Annotated in this window: 23 protein-coding genes; 11 read left to right on the forward strand and 12 right to left on the reverse strand. The window is 63.7% G+C overall.

The window, feature by feature from the left end; genetic code table 11:
* The first annotated feature begins 5 nt into the window (after window positions 1-5).
* On the forward strand, window positions 6-299 hold the full coding sequence (locus tag ATN38_RS32230) for a GNAT family N-acetyltransferase (protein ID WP_003942641.1): 294 nt from the start codon (window positions 6-8) through the stop codon (window positions 297-299).
* On the opposite strand, the gene ATN38_RS32235 is transcribed toward ATN38_RS32230, so the two are convergent.
* Window positions 292-1,005 (reverse strand): DUF3159 domain-containing protein, encoded by a 714-nt coding sequence (locus ATN38_RS32235; RefSeq protein ID WP_003942611.1) that lies wholly within the window; start codon window positions 1,003-1,005, stop codon window positions 292-294. The two genes, ATN38_RS32230 and ATN38_RS32235, sit on opposite strands and share 8 nt — an antisense overlap.
* A 52-nt stretch (window positions 1,006-1,057) precedes the next feature.
* A complete protein-coding gene (locus tag ATN38_RS32240; protein WP_003942613.1) occupies window positions 1,058-1,432 on the reverse strand; it encodes an OB-fold nucleic acid binding domain-containing protein in 375 nt (124 codons plus the stop codon).
* A gap of 138 nt (window positions 1,433-1,570) precedes the next feature.
* On the opposite strand from ATN38_RS32240, the gene ATN38_RS32245 reads away from it, so the two are divergent.
* Entirely contained in the window at window positions 1,571-2,296 is a 726-nt protein-coding gene (locus tag ATN38_RS32245; RefSeq protein WP_030536884.1) for an alpha/beta fold hydrolase, read from the forward strand.
* An 11-nt stretch (window positions 2,297-2,307) separates the two neighbouring features.
* Here ATN38_RS32245 and ATN38_RS32250 read toward each other — a convergent pair whose 3' ends face one another.
* Together ATN38_RS32250 and dut are read right to left on the reverse strand one after the other, a co-directional pair.
* Window positions 2,308-3,147, reverse strand: a complete 840-nt coding sequence (locus ATN38_RS32250) for a DUF3710 domain-containing protein (protein ID WP_003942585.1) — start codon at window positions 3,145-3,147, stop codon at window positions 2,308-2,310.
* A 3-nt stretch (window positions 3,148-3,150) separates the two neighbouring features.
* Window positions 3,151-3,645: a dUTP diphosphatase gene (dut, locus tag ATN38_RS32255; protein WP_003942635.1), complete on the reverse strand. Its 495-nt coding sequence runs from the start codon at window positions 3,643-3,645 to the stop codon at window positions 3,151-3,153.
* A gap of 41 nt (window positions 3,646-3,686) precedes the next feature.
* On the opposite strand from dut, the gene ATN38_RS32260 reads away from it, so the two are divergent.
* On the forward strand, window positions 3,687-4,184 hold the full coding sequence (locus ATN38_RS32260) for a DUF3093 domain-containing protein (RefSeq protein ID WP_003942596.1): 498 nt from the start codon (window positions 3,687-3,689) through the stop codon (window positions 4,182-4,184).
* A gap of 80 nt (window positions 4,185-4,264) precedes the next feature.
* On the opposite strand, the gene ATN38_RS32265 is transcribed toward ATN38_RS32260, so the two are convergent.
* Window positions 4,265-4,567, reverse strand: a complete 303-nt coding sequence (locus ATN38_RS32265; protein WP_003942593.1) for a DUF4193 domain-containing protein — start codon at window positions 4,565-4,567, stop codon at window positions 4,265-4,267.
* A gap of 533 nt (window positions 4,568-5,100) precedes the next feature.
* On the opposite strand from ATN38_RS32265, the gene cei reads away from it, so the two are divergent.
* Window positions 5,101-5,784 (forward strand): envelope integrity protein Cei, encoded by a 684-nt coding sequence (gene cei, locus ATN38_RS32270; protein WP_003942618.1) that lies wholly within the window; start codon window positions 5,101-5,103, stop codon window positions 5,782-5,784.
* Window positions 5,785-5,790: 6 nt separating this feature from the next.
* Here the strand turns inward: cei and ATN38_RS32275 are convergent, their stop codons facing one another.
* Window positions 5,791-6,669 (reverse strand): inositol monophosphatase family protein, encoded by an 879-nt coding sequence (locus ATN38_RS32275; RefSeq protein WP_047269355.1) that lies wholly within the window; start codon window positions 6,667-6,669, stop codon window positions 5,791-5,793.
* Between the two features lie 169 nt (window positions 6,670-6,838).
* Between ATN38_RS32275 and ppgK the strand changes: the two genes are divergently transcribed.
* Both ppgK and ATN38_RS32285 read left to right on the forward strand, forming a co-directional pair.
* Window positions 6,839-7,606: a polyphosphate--glucose phosphotransferase gene (ppgK, locus tag ATN38_RS32280; protein WP_042449945.1), complete on the forward strand. Its 768-nt coding sequence runs from the start codon at window positions 6,839-6,841 to the stop codon at window positions 7,604-7,606.
* A 112-nt stretch (window positions 7,607-7,718) separates the two neighbouring features.
* The gene (locus ATN38_RS32285; protein ID WP_370333980.1) at window positions 7,719-9,143 is read left to right on the forward strand and encodes an RNA polymerase sigma factor; all 1,425 of its coding nucleotides are present in this window, start codon (window positions 7,719-7,721) and stop codon (window positions 9,141-9,143) included.
* 69 nt (window positions 9,144-9,212) lie between these two features.
* On the opposite strand, the gene ATN38_RS32290 is transcribed toward ATN38_RS32285, so the two are convergent.
* The 4 genes from ATN38_RS32290 to ATN38_RS32305 form a co-directional block, all read right to left on the reverse strand.
* Window positions 9,213-10,022, reverse strand: coding sequence for a tyrosine-protein phosphatase (locus ATN38_RS32290; protein WP_030536889.1), 810 nt, complete (start codon window positions 10,020-10,022; stop codon window positions 9,213-9,215).
* A gap of 21 nt (window positions 10,023-10,043) precedes the next feature.
* The gene (locus ATN38_RS32295) at window positions 10,044-11,216 is read right to left on the reverse strand and encodes a cation:proton antiporter (RefSeq protein WP_003942634.1); all 1,173 of its coding nucleotides are present in this window, start codon (window positions 11,214-11,216) and stop codon (window positions 10,044-10,046) included.
* A gap of 7 nt (window positions 11,217-11,223) precedes the next feature.
* Window positions 11,224-11,706: a cation:proton antiporter regulatory subunit gene (locus tag ATN38_RS32300; RefSeq protein ID WP_021344116.1), complete on the reverse strand. Its 483-nt coding sequence runs from the start codon at window positions 11,704-11,706 to the stop codon at window positions 11,224-11,226.
* Window positions 11,707-11,792: 86 nt separating this feature from the next.
* Entirely contained in the window at window positions 11,793-12,170 is a 378-nt protein-coding gene (locus ATN38_RS32305) for a DUF952 domain-containing protein (protein WP_070161439.1), read from the reverse strand.
* Between the two features lie 234 nt (window positions 12,171-12,404).
* Between ATN38_RS32305 and ATN38_RS32310 the strand changes: the two genes are divergently transcribed.
* Entirely contained in the window at window positions 12,405-12,596 is a 192-nt protein-coding gene (locus ATN38_RS32310; protein ID WP_003942643.1) for a hypothetical protein, read from the forward strand.
* A gap of 133 nt (window positions 12,597-12,729) precedes the next feature.
* On the opposite strand, the gene ATN38_RS32315 is transcribed toward ATN38_RS32310, so the two are convergent.
* Window positions 12,730-14,508, reverse strand: a complete 1,779-nt coding sequence (locus tag ATN38_RS32315; RefSeq protein ID WP_003942642.1) for a DEAD/DEAH box helicase — start codon at window positions 14,506-14,508, stop codon at window positions 12,730-12,732.
* A 256-nt stretch (window positions 14,509-14,764) separates the two neighbouring features.
* Between ATN38_RS32315 and ATN38_RS32320 the strand changes: the two genes are divergently transcribed.
* Window positions 14,765-16,027, forward strand: a complete 1,263-nt coding sequence (locus ATN38_RS32320; protein ID WP_030536891.1) for a YihY/virulence factor BrkB family protein — start codon at window positions 14,765-14,767, stop codon at window positions 16,025-16,027.
* Here the strand turns inward: ATN38_RS32320 and ATN38_RS32325 are convergent.
* Window positions 16,000-16,236 carry a DUF3039 domain-containing protein gene (locus tag ATN38_RS32325; protein ID WP_003942602.1) on the reverse strand — a complete coding sequence of 79 codons (237 nt, stop codon included), beginning with the start codon at window positions 16,234-16,236 and terminating at the stop codon, window positions 16,000-16,002. The two genes, ATN38_RS32320 and ATN38_RS32325, sit on opposite strands and share 28 nt — an antisense overlap.
* Window positions 16,237-16,319: 83 nt before the next feature.
* Between ATN38_RS32325 and ATN38_RS32330 the strand changes: the two genes are divergently transcribed.
* From ATN38_RS32330 to ATN38_RS32340, 3 genes are all read left to right on the forward strand, one after another.
* Window positions 16,320-16,679 carry a DUF3099 domain-containing protein gene (locus ATN38_RS32330; RefSeq protein ID WP_003942638.1) on the forward strand — a complete coding sequence of 120 codons (360 nt, stop codon included), beginning with the start codon at window positions 16,320-16,322 and terminating at the stop codon, window positions 16,677-16,679.
* A gap of 26 nt (window positions 16,680-16,705) precedes the next feature.
* On the forward strand, window positions 16,706-18,205 hold the full coding sequence (locus ATN38_RS32335; protein WP_058038713.1) for a class I SAM-dependent methyltransferase: 1,500 nt from the start codon (window positions 16,706-16,708) through the stop codon (window positions 18,203-18,205).
* 159 nt (window positions 18,206-18,364) lie between these two features.
* Window positions 18,365-19,336 carry a sigma-70 family RNA polymerase sigma factor gene (locus tag ATN38_RS32340; RefSeq protein WP_003942639.1) on the forward strand — a complete coding sequence of 324 codons (972 nt, stop codon included), beginning with the start codon at window positions 18,365-18,367 and terminating at the stop codon, window positions 19,334-19,336.
* The last annotated feature ends 11 nt before the right edge of the window (window positions 19,337-19,347 follow it).

Raw genomic sequence — 19,347 nt, forward strand, 5'->3', positions numbered from 1 at the left:
ATCACATGGCACAAGCGCCCGAAAACACCGTAGTCACCGACAATCCGGCCCAGAGCCGGTACGAGATCCATGCCGACGGCGACCTCGCCGGGATCGAGGACTACACCACCTCCGGTGACGTCGTCTCGTTCAACCACACCGAGATCTACCCCGCCTTCGAAGGTTTCGGATTGGCCGGGGTTCTCGTCCGCCAGGCTCTGGACGACCTACGAGCACGCGGCCTCAAGGTTCATCCGGTGTGCCCGTACGTCGTGAAGTTCCTCGACAAGCACCCCGAGTACCAGGACCTGATCAGCTGAGATCGCGGTCTTCGCGCGGCTTCGTCAGATTCACCGAGCCCACCTCTTCGGACCCTGCGTCCGTGGCGGTGGGCTCGCTGCTTTCGGGCTCCACAACCGGTTCAGGCTCGACGATGCGATCGGCCTTACGCACAGCCCAGACCGTCACGAGCAGCACCAAACCGGTCAACGGCCACCCCATGCCGATACGCGCGACTGCGAGCCATCCGGTGTGGTCGGTGTCGTAGAGCTGTGACTGAACGAGATACCGCGCACCGAAGACCAACGCCCACGCTGCCGTCGCGACGTCGTAGAGCCGGACGGCGGAGCTGTGCTTGCGCCAGAGATTGCCGTGCCCGTTGAGATAACCCCAGATGATTCCGACGAGGGGCCAGCGTACGAGGATCGAAATCAGGAAGACCGCACCGTAGGCGAGGCTCGTGTAGATACCGAAGAGGAAATATCCTTTGGCGTCGCCGGTGCGGTAGGCGATGAATGCGGAAACTCCGACTCCGAGAAAACCGGAAATAGCGGGTTGGAGTGAATCCTTGCGGAAGAGGCGCCAGGCCGCGATAGCGACAGCGACGCCCAATGCGGCCCAGATTGCCGCGGTGAGATTCCAGATGCTGTTGACCGGGACAAAAATCAGAATCGGCAAAGACGAATAGATCAGACCACTCAGCCCGCCGAGTTGGTCGATTACCGATCGCTGTTGTGTTTCAGTCACCTGTCGAGGGTGCCACAGTCACCGAGTTGCACGGTAAATGCGGGAAACGCGCCTATTCGCCGCGCAGTTCGTAGTAAGGGTTGAAGATCGCCTTGCGACCGTCGCGCTCGCCCACACGACCGCGGATCAGCAGGGTCTTACCGGTCTCGATTCCCGGGATCCGGCGACGCCCGATCCAGACGAGATTGATCACCTCGGTGCCATCGAAGAACTCGGCCTCGATACTGGCATTTCCCGACTTGGGACACGCGTCGACGCTGCGGAGTCGGCCCACCATCGTGACTTCTTCACCGCGACGACAATCGCATGCCTTCTGACCTCCGGAAGCCTTGTTGGACTCGGCCATCTCCTGGGCGTCCAACTGGTCGACGTCCTCGGTCAGACGCTGGGTCAGTCGACGAAAATATCCTGCGGCGGCGGGTGCCATTGCGCGCTCCTGCGAACATGTGTGACGCAAGGGTTTCGCGTCACGTGAAGGGCTGTGTGATCGCCACTGTAGACCCATTACGAGCGTGTAACCACACCGGTCAGTCCGCGTCTCGGGGGCACCGGGCAAGATCAAGAGATGCAGAACTCGGAATTGGCGACCGTTGCCGTCGTTCTCCCAGGTACAGGCTCTGACGCCCACTTCGCGGACCGCGCATTCCGGGCGCCGCTGGAGGCTCTGGGTGTGCGCATCGTCGCAATTGAACCGGACCCTCGGCGTGTCGTGGACGGCTATCTGGACGCGATGGACAGAGCCGCGGACACGCACGGCCGAATCATCGTCGGAGGGGTCTCGATCGGAGCGGCCGTTGCACTCCAGTGGGCCGCCGACAATCCCGATCGAACCGTGAGTGTGTTGGCAGCGCTTCCGGCCTGGACGGGCTCGGCCGACGACGCCCCCGCAGCAGCGAGCGCGCGGTTCACCGCCGGGCAACTGCGCTCCGAAGGCTTGGAGTCGGTGATCGCTGCGATGCTCGCGTCGAGTCCGGCGTGGCTCGGAGCCGAACTCGAGCGCTCCTGGCGCTCTCAGTGGCCCGATCTCCCGGCTGCGCTCGACGAGGCGGCGTCGTACCACTCACTCGGCGAGAGCGCGCTACGCGCGGTAGGCGTTCCGGTCGGCATTGCGTCGGCGGTGGACGATCCGGTTCATCCCGCGTCAGTGGCGCAGGCCTGGGCGGCTTCACTCCCCCGCGGCGCAGTCGCCACGACGACGCTCGACATGATCGGGCGCGACCCCGCGGTTCTCGGGTCCACCTGCATCAAAGCGCTCGCGGCGATCGAATCCGATACCACCGCGAGCGCCTGAAGAAAATCCTGTTACTGACCCAATTGCTGCATGGCAGAACCGGATTCGCCGCTACGAGGCGGCGGGGTCGGCCGTGCTGGAGGTGCCGGCGGAGCGGGCGGTGCTGACTGCTGTTGCTGCTGGGCGGCGACCTGTTGCTGCTGCGCTGCCGCCAACTGCTGCTCGTGTGCGGCCGCCAACTGCTCGGCGAGCACCTGCGGGAGCACCACGGGCAGCGGTGTCCGCACCGGATGCGGCTCTGATCCTCGGTTGACGACGGTGTCACGCAAGATGTCCCGTGCGATTGCCACCAGAGGGGCGTTCGCGGCGGTGGATCCACTCGGACCCGCGACCACGCAGCGCACCATCCACCGGGGACCGTCGACGCCGATGAACCGCAGGTCCATGTTGGCCGTCACAGCAGCCAGTTCACGGCCCCACGGGCCGTTCTCGACGCTCACCGCGGAATTGTCGTCGCGAAGCGACTGCGCGAGCTCGGCAACGACCTCACGCCACTGACCGGGCGATTTCGGGGCGGCGTAGGCAGCAACCGTGATGCGGCCGTGCTCGGTGACCAGGTGCACGGCCTGCGGCGAACCGTTGGGCGCCATCTCGACCTGCAACTGCCCGCCGGTCGGCATCGGCACCAGAACGGAACCGAGATCAAGACGCTGACCGTCACGGCCTGCCGTCGGATCGTCGGAATCGATCTCCGAGATGTCGTAAGGGCCTTCCGATTCGTCACCGAACTCGTCGCCGGTGACTTCGAGATCGTCTTCGACCTCGTCGATCTCCACCGACTCGTCGTTCTCGTCACCGAAGAAGCTGGTGGTTTCCTCGTCGACATCTGTCTTCTTCTTGCGTCCGAACATGATTCAGACTCCCTCTCCGACTACCGCGCCAGGCGCATCGGTATCGAGTATCGCGTGCCCGCCGCTGGAACCGTAGCCTCCGGTTCCTCTGGTCGTGTCGTCCAGCGATTCGACTTCCTCGAAAACCGGAAGTTCGACTCGTTGAACCACGAGCTGAGCGATTCGGTCACCGCGGCGGATGTCGATGGCTGTGGCCGGATCGAGATTGATCAAGCAGACCTTGAGTTCGCCCCGGTATCCCGCGTCCACGGTTCCGGGCGCATTCACGATCGACAGTCCCGATTTGGCGGCGAGTCCGGAACGCGGATGGATCAACCCGACGGTGCCCACCGGCAAAGCGATCGCGATCCCCGTTCCGACCAGTGTTCGGTGTCCGGGTTCGATGGTGACGTCGCTGGTGGAGCACAGATCCACACCCGCATCTCCGGGATGCGCACGCTGTGGAACGGGCAGGTCTGGATCCAGTCGCTTCAAGGCGATGGAGAGATGGTCGCTCACGTGGGCCAAGACTACTCGTAGCGACGGACTATCCTTGACAGGTGCCCGAAACATCTCGACCTGACGTCGCCACCACAACGCCCCCGTCCACGACGCTGTACTCCGAGCGCCTGTGGGTGCCGATCTGGTGGTGGATCGCCGGGTTGGCCGTAGCCGGACTCCTCGCGGCCGAGGTCCACATGGGCCGCCCGGGGCTTCTCTCGTACCTGGCGTACGTCGTACTACTCCCGATCCCGATCTGGGCGGCATTCTGGCTCAGCCGGATGCGCGTCGAGGTGGTGGAGACAGCAGGGGTGAAGGAACTGCACGTGGGTAGAGCCCACCTGCCGGTCGAATTGATTTCACGGGCGGCAGCAGTGCCGGCTTCCGCGAAGAGTGCTGCGATGGGGCGCCAACTCGATCCGTCGGCGTTCGTCCAGCATCGCCCATGGGTCAAGACAATGGTGTTGATCGTGCTCGACGACCCGGAGGATCCCACGCCGTACTGGTTGGTGAGCACACGTCGTCCCGCTGATCTGCTGGCTGCGCTGGATCTCTGACCAGCGCGGTCACAGCAAAGCAGTACTTCCCGACCCTTGGTCGACCCTCGCGCTGACGGGTCGACCACCGGGAAGGGAGATCAGGCAGCGCAGTCCATGCATACGAGCTGTCCGTTGGCATCACTGGCCAGGCGGCTGCGGTGATGAACCAGGAAGCAGCTCGAACACGTGAACTCGTCTGCCTGCTTCGGAACAACTCGAACCGAGAGTTCCTCGCCGGAAAGGTCGGCACCCGGCAGCTCGAAGGACTCCGCGGTGTCCGTCTCGTCGATGTCGACGACGGCTGACTGCGCTTCGTTGCGTCGCGCCTTCAGCTCCTCGAGCGAGTCCTCCGAAACCTCGTCGGACTCTGTACGCCTCGGTGCGTCGTAGTCAGTTGCCATCTCGTCTACCCCATCCTCTTCGTGTATCCCGGTCCCGTGTGCGCCGAGAATCCGGTAGATCCTTGATGCGCATGGAAACCGCCGTGGCATCCAGATCATTCCCTGTCGCTGCATAACGCTGCAGGACCGGAATTAGTGCCCGGAAGTTCCTTCCGAGAACGTGATCTGCGCCTCATTTGGTTGTCATTTCGGCGTCCGGCCGATGCCCAGTTGAACGACCTGGGCCGCCAGACAGTAGCCGACGTGAGCACGAAAGTAGTAACCGAATCGGAAATTTCCGAAAAATGACTGCGAATTGTCACCAAGGCAAGAGCAAGCTGTGACCTTTCCACGATGTTTTCGGGCCGAATCCGGGTAGAAACAGGCCGGTAATCGGCCAACTGCCGTTTCGCAATCGACAAGGACTCGACGCGTCGAGCCTCGCTTCGGCTGTCTCGTCACACAGGCCCTCTAAGGTAGGCACCGAACGTCATGCCGGCGCCGCTCGGCCCGATGGCGAAGTAGAAGTTTCGTCAAGAAAGTCGAGGGATACCGTGGTTTCTCTGATCACCGAAGGCAGCTCTACCGATGACCAGGGACGTCCGTTCCGCCGTCGGCGCGCGTGGCCGGTGATCGCCGTGTTCGCGGTACTCGCATTGATCGGCAGTGTCTTGTGGGTCCGCATCCTGAGCGCCGAGGCGGAAGTCAGTGACACCGTCGCCTGCAACCTGCCGCAACCTTCGTCCGATCCTTCGGCAGCGGCGCCACTACCGCTGGGAACCGTCGTCGACCGCTCGAAGCTGCTCGACGTGGATCCCGCTCCCCTCGCCGCCACCAAGGTTCGTGTGTTCAACGCCAACGGTGAACACGGCCAGGCGGCCCAGGTGGCAGCGCAACTGAGCGAGTTCGGCTTCTCCAGCGCGCCGGACGTCCAGGTCGGAAACGACCCCGTCTACGTCGACCAGAACATGGAGTGCCAGGGTCAGATCCGATTCGGAGCGAACGGCCTCGCCGCCGCTAGTTCCGTCTGGCTGGTCGCCCCCTGCGCCGAACTGGTCCAGGACGGCCGCGGCGACGACACCGTCGACCTGGCTCTCGGCACCTACAACAAGGGCGCCCTGACCCCCAACACCGACGCCACCGCGATCTTGCATGCTCTGGCCGAGCAGCCCGCAAACGCCGAAGTCGCTCCGATGGACATCGCACTGCTCAAAGCAGCGCGCACGGCGCGCTGCTGACAGGCCTCAGCTCGGAATCGGCTGATCTGCGCCGATCGAACTGAGCATGTGCGCGAACTGCTCGGCGATCGCCGGAGCGACTGCGTAAACGACATCGCCGTCGGCGGACGTGGAATTGGGCGCCGGGACGTTGATCACGGCGCCCGCTTCGGAAGCGATCAAGGAGCCGGCTGCCCAGTCCCACGGACTCAGTCCGTGTTCGAAGTGAGCGTCGACCCGGCCGGTGGCAACCATGCACAGATCCAACGCAGCCGAACCGATGCGTCGGATGTCGCGGACCTGCGGCAGGATCTGCCCGATCAACGTGCCCTGCACCTTCCGGCGATCCGCTCCGTAACCGAAGCCGGTGGCCAACAGCGCCATTGACAGCTCGGTCACCTCATTGGCTTGCAGGTCGCTGACGACGCCGTCGGCCGTGGTCATGGTTGCACCGCCGCCCCGATGCGCGGCGTACGTGGTTTCCAACGACACGTCGACGACAGCCCCGGCTACCGAGACCCCGTCGATCTGTACGGCCACCGAGATGGCGAACGCGGGGATTCCGTAGAGAAAATTCACCGTGCCGTCGATGGGATCGACAACCCATCGAACTCCCGCGGAATCGTCGGTGTCTCCGCCACCTTCCTCACCCAGGATCGAATCTGCAGGGCGCAATTGCGCCAGAAGGTCGCGAATCACTTGTTCGGTTTCGGTATCGACCACCGTGACGGGATCGGTGGGTGTGCTCTTCGCCGCAACCGAACCACCCTCGGCGGCACCGGAACCCACCAGGCCGAATACCTCGGGCCGACGCAAGCGGACGTGTTCGGCTGCGCGTTCGGCGACGGCTACGGCTACTTCCCGCAACTGTGCGGGGTCCAGAGAATCAGCGGAAAAGTCGGGCAACGTTCTTTCTGAAGGGCGCACCGGACCATCGCAACACATCTCTACCGAGGGGCACCACTCGAACGTCTCGAGGTGGACGGTTCGAGAGGACGCGCCCGGGTCCTTGTTCGGGTTAGTGTTTGCAACGGTAGATCGTGACCTCGAATTCGACACTCAGGAGCGCAGGACGATGACAACCACAGGTTTCGGGATCGACGTCGGCGGCAGCGGCGTCAAGGGCGGCACGATCGACCTGAGCACCGGGGAAATGATCGGTGACCGCATCAAGATCCTGACCCCGCAGCCGTCCACACCCGATGCGATCGCGGGCACTGTCGCCGAGATCGTCGAGCAGGCCAAGTGGACCGGTCCGGTCGGCATCACCTTGCCCGCTGTCGTGACCGGCGGCGTCGCGCGAAGCGCCGCGAATATCGACAAGTCCTGGATCGACACCGACGCCGCCGCTCTGTTCGGCAAGGCGCTGGGCGGGCGCGAGGTCACCGTCCTCAACGACGCCGACGCTGCCGGAATCGCCGAGGACTCGTTCGGAGCGGGTAAGGACACCTCCGGCGTCGTGATCTTGTTGACCTTCGGCACCGGAATCGGATCTGCCGTGCTGCACAACGGAGTTCTGTTGCCCAACACCGAGTTCGGTCACCTCGAGGTCGACGGCAAGGAAGCCGAGCACCGGGCGGCGTCGTCGGTGAAGGAGAAGAAGGACTGGAGCTACAAGGAGTGGGCCGTCGAGGTCTCGCGAGTTCTGACCACCTTCGAGAACCTGCTCTGGCCAGACCTCTTCATCGCCGGAGGCGGTATAAGCCGCAAGCACGAGAAGTGGATTCCGCATCTGACCAACCGCACCAAGGTCGTCCCCGCCACCCTTCTCAACACCGCGGGAATTGCCGGAGCTGCGCTCGCATCGGTCGGACTGACTAGGCCGGCCTCCGTCGCCGGATGAGAAAACCCGCACGTGAAAAGCGGAAAATCTACCTGTTACGGCCCGCCGTGACGTAAGAGTTTCCTGAGAGTCGTTACAATGGTGAAGTCCGGCTGCGCGCCGGCCAACAACCATTGACCTCTCCGCCGGATCACCACTCTGGCGTGACGCCGCACGACACCGTCACGAAAGGGCGTACGTGGCAGCCACCGATACACGTCAGACTGCTGATTCTCCATCAGAGTCAGAGCCACAATCTCCAGCCGTGGAGGCGGCCACCGTCACCGCTCCGGCAGCCAAGAAGGCTCCGGCGAAAAAGGCCCCCGCCAAGAAGGCAGCAGCAAAGAAAGCTCCGGCCAAGAAAGCTCCGGCCAAGAAGGCAGCAGCTAAGAAGGCCAGCCCCAAGAAGGCCGGCGATCCTGACGCCGAAGACGGCGATGTCGAGTTGGAAGACATCGACATCACGGACGGCGACCTTGCCGAGGTCGAGTCCGATGTCGTCGAGGTCGTAGCAGTCGGCGAAGACGAAGAGACCGCTGCAGAGCCGTCCGAGAAGGACAAGGCTTCCGGCGACTTCGTCTGGGACGAGGAAGAGTCCGAAGCTCTCCGTCAGGCACGCAAGGATGCCGAACTGACGGCGTCCGCCGACTCGGTTCGCGCCTACCTCAAGCAGATCGGCAAGGTCGCACTCCTCAACGCCGAAGAGGAAGTCGAACTGGCCAAGCGCATCGAGGCCGGCCTCTACGCCGTGCAGATCATGCAGGACCTCGCTGACAAGGGCGAGAAGTTGCCTGCGGCTCAGCGACGCGACATGAGCTGGATCTGCCGCGACGGCAACCGCGCCAAGAACCACCTCCTCGAGGCCAACCTCCGCCTGGTCGTCTCGCTGGCCAAGCGCTACACGGGCCGCGGCATGGCGTTCCTGGACCTCATCCAGGAAGGCAACCTCGGTCTGATCCGTGCAGTCGAGAAGTTCGACTACACCAAGGGTTACAAGTTCTCGACCTACGCCACGTGGTGGATCCGTCAGGCCATCACCCGCGCAATGGCCGACCAGGCTCGCACCATCCGTATCCCGGTGCACATGGTCGAGGTCATCAACAAGCTCGGCCGTATCCAGCGTGAGCTGCTCCAGGACCTGGGCCGTGAGCCCACGCCGGAAGAGCTCGCCAAGGAAATGGACATCACGCCGGAGAAGGTGCTGGAAATCCAGCAGTACGCGCGTGAGCCGATCTCTCTCGACCAGACCATCGGCGACGAGGGCGACAGCCAGCTCGGTGACTTCATCGAGGACTCCGAAGCTGTTGTCGCAGTCGATGCCGTCTCGTTCACCTTGCTGCAGGATCAGCTGCAGTCGGTACTCGAGACGCTGTCCGAGCGCGAAGCCGGCGTGGTTCGCCTCCGCTTCGGTCTCACCGACGGTCAGCCGAGGACTTTAGACGAAATCGGACAGGTCTACGGCGTCACGCGTGAGCGTATCCGCCAGATCGAATCGAAGACGATGTCGAAGCTGCGCCACCCGTCGCGTTCGCAGGTTCTGCGCGACTACCTCGACTAGTCACACCAGCTATGCACACAAGAGCCGCTCTCCGGATCGCCGGAGAGCGGCTCTTGTGCGTTTGCCGCCTCAGACCAAGAGTGTGTCCCGGAGTTGTGCGACATCGTCCTCGCTCAACTGAAGGCCGTCCCGGACGTAGTTGTCGAAGTTGCCGTACACCCGATCCACCGTGGCGAAAGACGTGTCCAGCCAAGACTGTTCGACGCCGTCGATGAACGCGCTCCCCGTGCGGGGTCCGGTGAGGTACTGATTGCTGAGCATGTAATCGGCGTTCACGTCGGTGCGACTCACGCCGAGGACGGTCAGGAGAACTGCGGTCATCCAACCGGTACGGTCCTTGCCCGCCGAGCAGTGGTAGAGGACTGAACCGTCGGTGTTCGCGACGTTCACCAGCGCGTCGTGGAATGCGCGGCTCGCCCCCGGATCGGTCACCATCAACGCGTACATCGTCGGCATGTCCACCAGCGCCGGGAGGTTGGCGGGGTTGGTTCCGATGACGTCGAACCAGTTGCTTCGCGCCCCGTTCGGAAGGCGATCCTGCGAGAGCGTTCGTTCGACGACCGTACGGAAGTCGTCGACCGATTCCACTCCGCGTTCGCTCAACGACGCGAGATCCGACGGTGTCAGCTTGTCGAGGGCATTCGAGCGAAATACCTTCCCCCACCGAACGGTCTGCCCGTCCGCGGCGTCGTAGCCACCGATGTCACGCGCGTTCGACGCACCCTCGAGGTGTAGCGATCGATCCGCGGCAACCTGCGCAGCTGTGGGTCCGGCGTGGTCGAGAGCGGGAATTCCACCGGCGAGCGCCGGGACCGGTGCACACGAGATGATCAGCGCACACAGAGCGGTCGCGGCGGGACGGGCGATTCTGTTCGACATCCGGACAGAATAGGACCGCAATCAGGACTTCGTACGAACCTTGATGTACAACGAGGCGACCGGTTCGATAACTCTTGCCGCCACCGGGCCGATGACCGCCATCAGGAGCACGTAAGCAGTTGCCAATGCGGCAAGTTCGGCGTCGACGGCGCCTGCGGACACCGCGAGGCCTGCGATGATGATGGAGAACTCACCGCGGGCGATCAGAGCGGCACCGGCGCGCGCCTGACCCATTCGCGCGACACCCTGACGTCTGGCCGCCCAAGCGCCGGTTACCAGCTTCGTGATCGCCGTGACCACTGCCAGGATCGCGGCCCATCCGAGGACTGGCGGAATGGAACTGGGATCGGTGTTGAGACCGAAGACCACGAAGAACATTGCGGCGAACAGATCTCGAAGGGGCTCGAGCACGCGACTGGCATTGTGCGCCGTCGACCCCGAGATCGCGATTCCGAGGAGGAATGCGCCCACAGCCGCCGACACCTGCATCGCCGAACTGATGCCGGCGACCAACAGTGCGGCACCGAGCAGCTTGAGCAGGAGCGTCTCACTGTCGGGACTGTCGAGGAGGGCGGAGACGTACCGTCCGTATCGGAGGGCCACGACAAGAACCACGGTGATGACCAACAACGAGATCCCGACCGCTTCGAGCCCGCCCATGAAGCTCACGCCCGCGAGCATCGCGGTCAGAATCGGCAGGTACAGCGCCATCGCCAGGTCTTCGAACACCAGAATCGACAGCACGACCGGTGTCTCGCGGTTACCGAGGCGCCCCAGGTCGCTGAGCACCTTGGCGATGATTCCCGAAGACGAGATGTAGGTGACGCCGGCCATGACCGTCGCCCCCACGACGCCCCAGCCGAGCATCAAGCCGACAACCGCGCCAGGTGTGGCGTTGAGGACGATGTCGACGATGCCGGCTACCCGCGAGCGTTTGAGACCGGTGACGAGCTCGGCCGCAGTGTATTCGAGCCCCAACAGCAGCAAGAGCAGGACGATCCCGATCTCACTTGCCAGATGGGAGAACTCGCCGATGTCGCCGAGCTGGATGAAACCGCCCTGTCCGAAGCACAGGCCGCCGATCAGGTAGAACGGGATCGGCGACATGCCGACGCGAGCAGCGAGCCGTCCGAGCAGTCCGAGCGCGAAGAAGACCGCGCCGAGTTCGATCAGTGCGAGGGTGGTTGTGTCCACGCGCCAGTCAGCCGTTGGCCAAGATTTTTGCCGCTGCAGCCAAACCGTCCGGCGTTCCGACTGCCACGAGAAGGTCTCCCCCGGTGAACGTGAAGTCGGGGTTCGGAGACGGGCTCACCTGTCCTGCCCGCATGACGGCGACGATGGACACTCCGGTACGCGTGCGCATGCCGGTGTCCCCGAGGGTCTGTCCGTCGTAGCGAGAACCGTCCTTGATGTAGAGCTGTTTGGTTCGAATGCCCGGAAGATCACGGTGCTCTTCCTCGAGCTGAGCAACGAGCTGTGGGGCACCCAGGAGATTGCTGAGCGCTGCCGCTTCCTCGGTGGTCAGAGGCAGCGAAGCAGCACACGCGTCAGGGTCGTCTGCCTTGGAAACGATGAGGTCGGTATGACCGTCCCGATGGGTGACGACACCCACGCGACGACCGGAAGACAGAACAAAATCCTTGCGCGTCCCGATCCCCGGTAGTGGGGTGACTTCTACGTTCATATACCAACGGTAGCGCCGATCGGTGACCTGCATCGCGGGAGGGCCGTAATCCGCGGGGCACAGTTCACGACCGGCCAACCGGCGACCTACCGAACCGGCGAAAACGCGCCGTTCTCGCCCGGAAAATACTCGACGACAGCGGTGACGGCTGCGACGGGAATCGGGGCGTACAGATGCGGGAATCGCATCGATTCCGGGTCCGAGGGGACACCCGGTTCGTACTTGACCTGACCGCCGAGCAAGGCCGGATCGATAGCCAGAAGGACTATGTCGTCACGGCCGGCAAAGATCCGATTGGCCGGGAGATGAACTTGCGCCGGAGTCGACATGTGGACAAATCCCTCCGCCTCGAATCCGTCGGGGATACGTTCACCGAGCTGTTGTGCCCGCGCCCACTCCTCGCGCGTGCACATGTGGAGCAACTCGACGCTCTCGTCGACAAGTGGTTCGCGTCCCGGGTTCATCCGCCCAGAATATCGGGCTGAGGTCGGCGATCCGAATCAGCTGTCAGCGAACAATCCTCACCCGAGAATGCCTGCCCAGCGCATTTCCAGTGAGACACAACACTAAGAAACGCCTTCGGGAACAACCCGTAAACCCCAAACGTCTGTAAGAGTGGATCTACCGCGCCATTCCGACGCGGCGGACCAGGCCCCAGGCACGCGGCCCGAATGCCGCAAAGCCAGTACGGAGGAGTCATGCCCGGAACACTGACCAGCCCACAGTTGACCGCTGCCGACCGGTGCGACCGGTGCGGTGCCGGAGCACGCGTACGCGCCGTGCTTCCCACCGGCGGCGAGCTTCTCTTCTGCGGACACCACGCAACCGAACACGCGGATCGACTTCGCGAGATGAATGCCGTCGTCTCCGAAAGCGAACCCGCAATCTGACCTGTCAGCCGGGGGTGGCCTCTTCACGAGGCGCGCCATGAACGCCAGAACGGGCGATCACAGTCACTGTGATCGCCCGTTCTGCCGTTCCGGGGCCGCAAGCACGCGAAGCGTGCGGGACCGGTATCGGCTGCTACCAGCTGCGGAGAATCGCGATGCGTTCGGTCAGCTGATCGACAGTAGCGATGGCCGTCGGCGGACCGCCGCACACCCGGCGCAGTTCCGCGTGAATGATGCCGTGCGGCTTACCAGTGCGGTGAACGTTCATCGCCACCAACCCGTTGAGCTCCTTGCGGAGCGCACCGAGCTGATCTGCCGTGGCCGCTCGATCGGATACCACTGCCGCCGTGGGTTGCGGGGCGGCGGCCTTGGCCGAGTTGGCCTCGACCTGCGTCTGCTGGCGTTGACGCAGCAATGCCCGCATCTGATCGGCGTCGAGTAGACCTGGCAGACCGAGGTAGTCGGCTTCCTCGTCACTTCCGGCGAATGTCGCGGTACCGAAGGACGATCCGTCGTAGATCACCTGGTCGAGTTCGGCATCGGCGCCCAGGGACGTGAACGCCTTCTCCTCCTCGCCCAGCTCGTCCTTCTGCTTGTTCGCATCGGCGAGCAGGTCGTCTTCGAGGCCGTCCTTCTCACGATGCGGCTTGCCGAGTACGTGATCACGCTGGGCCTCGAGCTGTGCGGCAAGGTCGAGAAGCACCGGCACCGACGGCAGGAAGACGCTGGCAGTTTCGCCCTTACGACGCGAACGTACGAAGCGCCCGATCGCCTGAGCGAAGTACAGCGGAGTCGACGCGCTGGTCGCGTACACACCGACCGCCAGACGGGGAACGTCGACGCCCTCGGACACCATGCGGACCGCGACCATCCATTTCTGGTCGCTCGCACCGAATTCGGCGATTCGCTTGGACGCGGTGGGGTCGTCGGACAGCACGACAGCCGGCTGTTCGCCGGTGATCGCGGTCAGGGCCTTCGCGTACTCGCGGGCCACTGTCTGGTCCGTCGCGATGACAAGTCCGCCGGCATCGGGCATACCGGTACTGCGCAGCTGCGCCAAACGGGTGTCTGCTGCTTGCAGCACGGCAGGAATCCAGTCGCCGGCAGGGTCCAAGGCCGTACGCCAGGCCCGAGTCGTCTGCTCGGCGCTCAGCGGCTCGCCGAGTCGAGCGGTGAATTCCTCGCCGGCGTTGTTTCGCCACCGTGCCTCGCCCGAGTAGGCGAGAAACACGACGGGGCGAACCACGCCGTCCTTGAGGGCATCCGAATATCCGTAGGAGTGGTCGGCTTTCGAGCGGAGCAGACCTTCCTTGTCCGGCTCGTACTCGACAAAAGGAATGGCACTGTCGTCACTGCGGAACGGGGTTCCGGTCAGTGCGAGACGCCTGGTCGCGTCGCCGAAAGCTTCACGAATGGCGTCGCCCCAGCTCTTGGCGTCGCCGCCGTGGTGGATCTCGTCGAGGATGACCAGCGTCTTGCGGCCCTCGGTGCGCACACGATGCTTCGACGGGTGCGAGGCAACCTGGGCGTAGGTCAGCACGACGCCGTGATAGTCACTCGAGGTCTGGCCAGTCGAGTTGGAGAACCGCGAGTCCAATGCGAGGCCGGAGCGCTGAGCGGACTCCGCCCACTGGTGCTTGAGGTGCTCGGTCGGCGCCACGACGGTTATCTGGTCGACCGTCCGGTCACGGAGCAATTCCGAAGCTACCCGCAGAGCGAAAGTGGTCTTACCTGCTCCCGGCGTTGCGACCGCCAGAAAGTCACGCGGACTGCTGGAAAGGTACTTGGTCAGTGCACGGCGCTGCCATGCACGAAGGGAACCGGTAGGGGCGCCAGGTTGGGTTCCCGCGGATTGAGCTCCGGCGGGTTCGGGCGACTTGCCGAACTCGGCTGCCACGGTCTCAGACGTCATAGGCCGCGCCTCCACTGGAATCGCACTGTTGTCTCGCGCTCCTCGAATTTTCATCAATGTCCGGCGACGAGCCTAGCCGCCGCCACCGACGAAAGCCGCACTCGAAGCGCGTACTCATGGCCGTTCTCACTCCGGCCGGCGAGGTTTCGCTTCTCTCGCATCCTGCCGACCTGCACGCGAATTGTCTCAGAAATGTGCGACACGTCGGCGCCATGGTTGGGCAACCGGGTGTGTCGTCAGGGATGCTGGAGACATCATGAGTGAAGCGCGAGGCGAGAAGTCGAGCGGAAGTGATCTGCACCACCGCAGATGGCATCCGCTACGCCGCACCGGGCAGTTGATCGGTCGAACCCTGAGCAAGGCCTGGGACGATTCCATCTTCGGAAAGGCGGCTACGGCCGCGTTCTGGCAAACGCTGTCGCTTGCTCCCCTGCTGCTCGGCCTTCTGGGAATGATCGGCTACATCGGTGGGTGGTTCGGACCCAACACCGTCGAGATCATCGAATCCAAGATCGTCACGTTCAGCGGAACGATCTTCAGCGAAAGCGTCGTCGACCAGATCATCCGCCCGACGGTGACGGACGTCCTTCAGCGCGGACGCCCGGAGATCATCTCCGTGGGCTTCCTGCTGTCCCTGTGGGCGGGATCATCGGCGATCAGTACGTTCGTCGACTCGATCGTGGAAGCACACGGGCAGCAGGATGCCCGCAATCCCATCTGGCAGCGCATCTTCGCCCTGCTGCTCTACGTGATGTTCCTGGTGATGGCGGTGTTCATCCTGCCGCTAGTAGCTCTGGGGCCGACGCTCGTCGGGCGAGCACTGCCGGCCTCCTGGTACGTGGTCGGATCGAATCTGGTCGACACGTTCTACTACCCCGCTGTCGGTCTGCTGGTGATCATCGGCCTCACGACGCTCTACAAAGTCGCTCTGCCGAAGTCGCTGCCGTGGCATCGGCTGCTCGCGGGCGCCCTGGTCGCCGGTGTGTTCTTCATGGCCGCCAGCACCGGATTGCGCTGGTACCTGGGATTCGTCACCAGCACCGGCTACACGTACGGCGCACTGGCAACGCCGATCGCGTTTCTGCTCTTCACGTTCTTCCTCGGTTTTGCCGTCGTGCTCGGCGCCGAGTTCAACGCGACGGTTCAGGAGTTCTGGCCCGCTCGTGCCACTCGGATGGAGCAGATGCGAGAGTGGCTTGCGGCTCAGAACACCGACGAAAAGACCGGTCCGGTCACCAACCTGACCTGGCACCTGGCCACCAGCCCGATCCGCATCTCGGGCGACAAAGCGGACCCGGCCACGGTCCCCTCGTACGGGCGGCCCCGCAGCAGACAAACCGAGAGCAGACAATCGGAGTCGCGCCAGAACTCGTGCGTCGACCAAGATCCCTGCGATGAACCGCACGCAGACGCGAAGAGCCCGGCGGCCGACTGCGTCGAGGCTGTCGATCCGCCGAGCTCCGGAAGTACTCCCGCTCGCCTGACCCGAGGTCAGTCGCCCTTACGGAGTCCTTCGTAAATCTTCTTGCAGTCCGGGCACACCGGTGATCCCGGCTTGGCGGACTTCGTCACGGGAAACACCTCACCGCACAGCGCGACGACATGGGTTCCCATGACGGCGCTCTCGGCGATCTTGTTCTTCTTCACGTAGTGGAAGAACTTCGGGGTGTCGTCGTCGGTCGTTTCGTCGGTGGAGACGTCGGGACGTTCCTTGGTTTGAGTGCTCACCCCTCCAATAATGCCGTCTCCGTCACAGCGGTGCGACCCACGGGTCGTGTGCAATTGTCGGCCGAGAGTGGAACAGTGGAGTCATGGCACGAAATGGCGCGTTCGGCAGGTCCGACGAGGCCGGGACTCCCGACAATCCCGTACTGATCACCGAAGCGCAGCAGTCCGTCGAAGAACAGCACAAAGCCCGAGTGCGCAAGTACATGATCATCATGTCCTTCCGGTTCCCGGCGTTGATCCTCGCGGCGATCGCGTACGGCATCTGGGCCAACGCCTGGATCTCGATGCTCATCATCGGTGCATCCATTCCGCTTCCCTGGATCGCCGTCCTGATCGCCAACGACCGACCACCGCGCACCAAGGACGAACCGAGTCGATACGACGGACGAAAGAAGACCGCAGGCGAGATCGAATCCGCGACGCACCACACCATCGAAGGCTGACAAGTTCCGCCTGCGAGAATGACAGGGTGAGAAGCGAAACGCTCCTGTCCATCACCCCTGCGCTGCGTGAGGCTCTGCTTCGCAATCGATTCGACACCGGAACCATGCTCGAGGCGTTGGGTCCCGAAGTTCACGCTGCTCTCGGTCGAAGTGAGCCGGTGCCCGTGCGCCGCGCCACCCGAGAACTCGGGGACCTGGGCGTTCTCATCAGACTGTTCCTTCTCGCCGATGACTGCCCGGCGGGCGACGTCGCCGCGGCGCTGGCTCCGCTGACAATCGCGCAGTGCGTCGACGCCGGTCTGCTCGAAGGTGAGAACTTCGACAGTGAGAATCCGCTCGTGCGGGCCGCGGTGGATCTTCGCCCCATCGACGTCGGCGACGGCGATCGTTGGGTGATCTCGGATCTCGACGGCGGAATCCGTCCCAAGAAGGCCACGGCCGATCATGTGCTGGGCGTCGGGCATGCGTCACTGTCCTTGCTGCAGGCCACGCCCACCGCGAGGGTCGGCAGCGTGCTCGACCTCGGTACGGGATGCGGCATCCAAGCCCTGCACGCGAACACGTACGCCGATTCGGTCACCGCAACCGACATCAATCAACGCGCTGTCGACCTCACGGCAGCAACCATGGCCCTCAACGGACTGGACGTCGAACTCCTTCAAGGGTCCTGGTTCGAACCCGTCGAGGGTCGAACCTTCGACCAGGTGGTCGCCAATCCGCCGTTTGTCGTCGGCGAGGCACGCGTCCATCACACGTACCGCGATTCCGGCCTCGATCTCGACGGTGCGAGCGAATTGATGATCTCGCAATCGATCGACTACCTGAACCCCGGCGGCACGGCAGCTCTGCTGGCGTCCTGGGTGCACGTCGAAGGCCAGGACTGGCGGTCGCGGATCGCGTCGTGGCTGCCGGCCCACGGCGTCGATGCCTGGGTGGTCCAGCGCGATGTCGCGGATCCGGCTCTGTACGTCGGTACGTGGCTCAAGGACGGCGGGCAGGATCCGCGAGATCCTGAAACGGCATCGAGAGCAAACGCCTGGCTGGATCACCTCGAAGAATCCGACGTCGAGGGCGTCGGCTTCGGTTTCGTGTTCCTTCGCCGCACCGACTCCCCCACCGACCTGATGGCCGAGGACCTCATGCACGGCTTCTCGGACCCGCTCGGGGCCGAGGCGCTCGCTTACTTCGACCGTCTTGCCTGGTTGCGTGAACACGACGTCCTCGAGGAACGCTTCGTCCTCGATCCGGACACGGCTCTCGAACGCGTCTACCTCCCCGGTGACGAGGGATGGCAACAAGTGGTCACGCGTGTGCACCGCGGCAACGGACCGCACTGGCAGCACGAGATCGACGAGCTCGGTGCTGCGCTGTTGGCCGGACTCCGAGCGGATGGACTGGTGGTCGACGAATTGATCGAACTTCTTGCCGCGGCGAACGGCGAAGACCCGAACCAGCTACGTGAGGCCGTCGTCACAATGATGGTCTCGCTGGTTCGACACGGGTTGGTGCTTCCCGTCACGAACTGAGTTCCCGGTGAGTTGCAGATTTTTGTGTTCTCAGCAACTTCTCAGGACGACTGGGAAATAACTGCAGGTCACGGCGATTTAGCGGAAATCGGCACGGGAACTTTCCCGGAACTCTCACACGTTGAACTGTGTGAGAGACCGCCGATAGGGAGGCAAGTCATGACAAGCCCCAGCACCACTACTCGCATTCGTCCGAGCGCCGCAGATCTGGACGCCCAGAGCCCGGCCGCAGACCTGGTCCGCGTCTACCTGAACGGGATCGGTCGTACTGCACTGCTGACAGCAGCAGACGAGGTCGAACTGGCGAAGCGAATCGAAGCGGGGCTGTACGCCAGCCACGTCCTTGCCACGGGAAAGCGCCTGACAGTCGCCAAGAAGAGGGATCTCGCAACGATCGTTCGCGAGGGACAGTCGGCACGTAGCCACCTCCTGGAAGCGAACCTGCGACTCGTCGTGTCGCTGGCCAAGCGCTACACCGGCCGCGGCATGCCGCTCCTCGATCTGATTCAAGAAGGCAACCTCGGACTCATCCGTGCGATGGAGAAGTTCGACTACGCCAAGGGCTTCAAGTTCTCGACGTACGCCACCTGGTGGATCCGTCAGGCGATCACCCGCGGAATGGCTGATCAGAGCCGCACCATCCGGCTCCCAGTCCACCTCGTGGAGCAGGTCAACAAGCTCGCCCGCATCAAGCGCGAACTGCACCAGCAGCTCGGGCGAGAAGCCACGGACGACGAGTTGGCCGAAGAGTCGGGCATCCCGGCGCACAAGATTGCCGACCTGCTCGACCACAGCCGCGACCCGGTAAGCCTGGACATGCCTGTGGGCAACGACGAAGAAGCGCCCTTGGGCGATTTCATCGAAGATTCCGAGGCGACCTCGGCCGAGAACGCCGTCATCGCCGGTCTGCTGCACAGCGATGTGCGCAGCGTGCTCGGGACGCTCGACGAGCGGGAGCAGCAGGTCATCCGACTTCGCTACGGTCTCGACGACGGCCAGCCCCGCACCCTCGATCAGATCGGCAAGCTCTTCGGCCTCTCGCGTGAGCGGGTTCGTCAGATCGAGCGTGAGGTCATGGGCAAGCTCCGCGTCGGCGATCGCGCCGAGAAATTGCGGTCCTACGCGAGCTGATCAAACAACAC

Origin of the sequence: Rhodococcus sp. FH8 (assembly GCF_019266085.1) — a bacterium.
Classification (GTDB): Bacteria; Actinomycetota; Actinomycetes; order Mycobacteriales; family Mycobacteriaceae; genus Rhodococcus_F; species Rhodococcus_F qingshengii.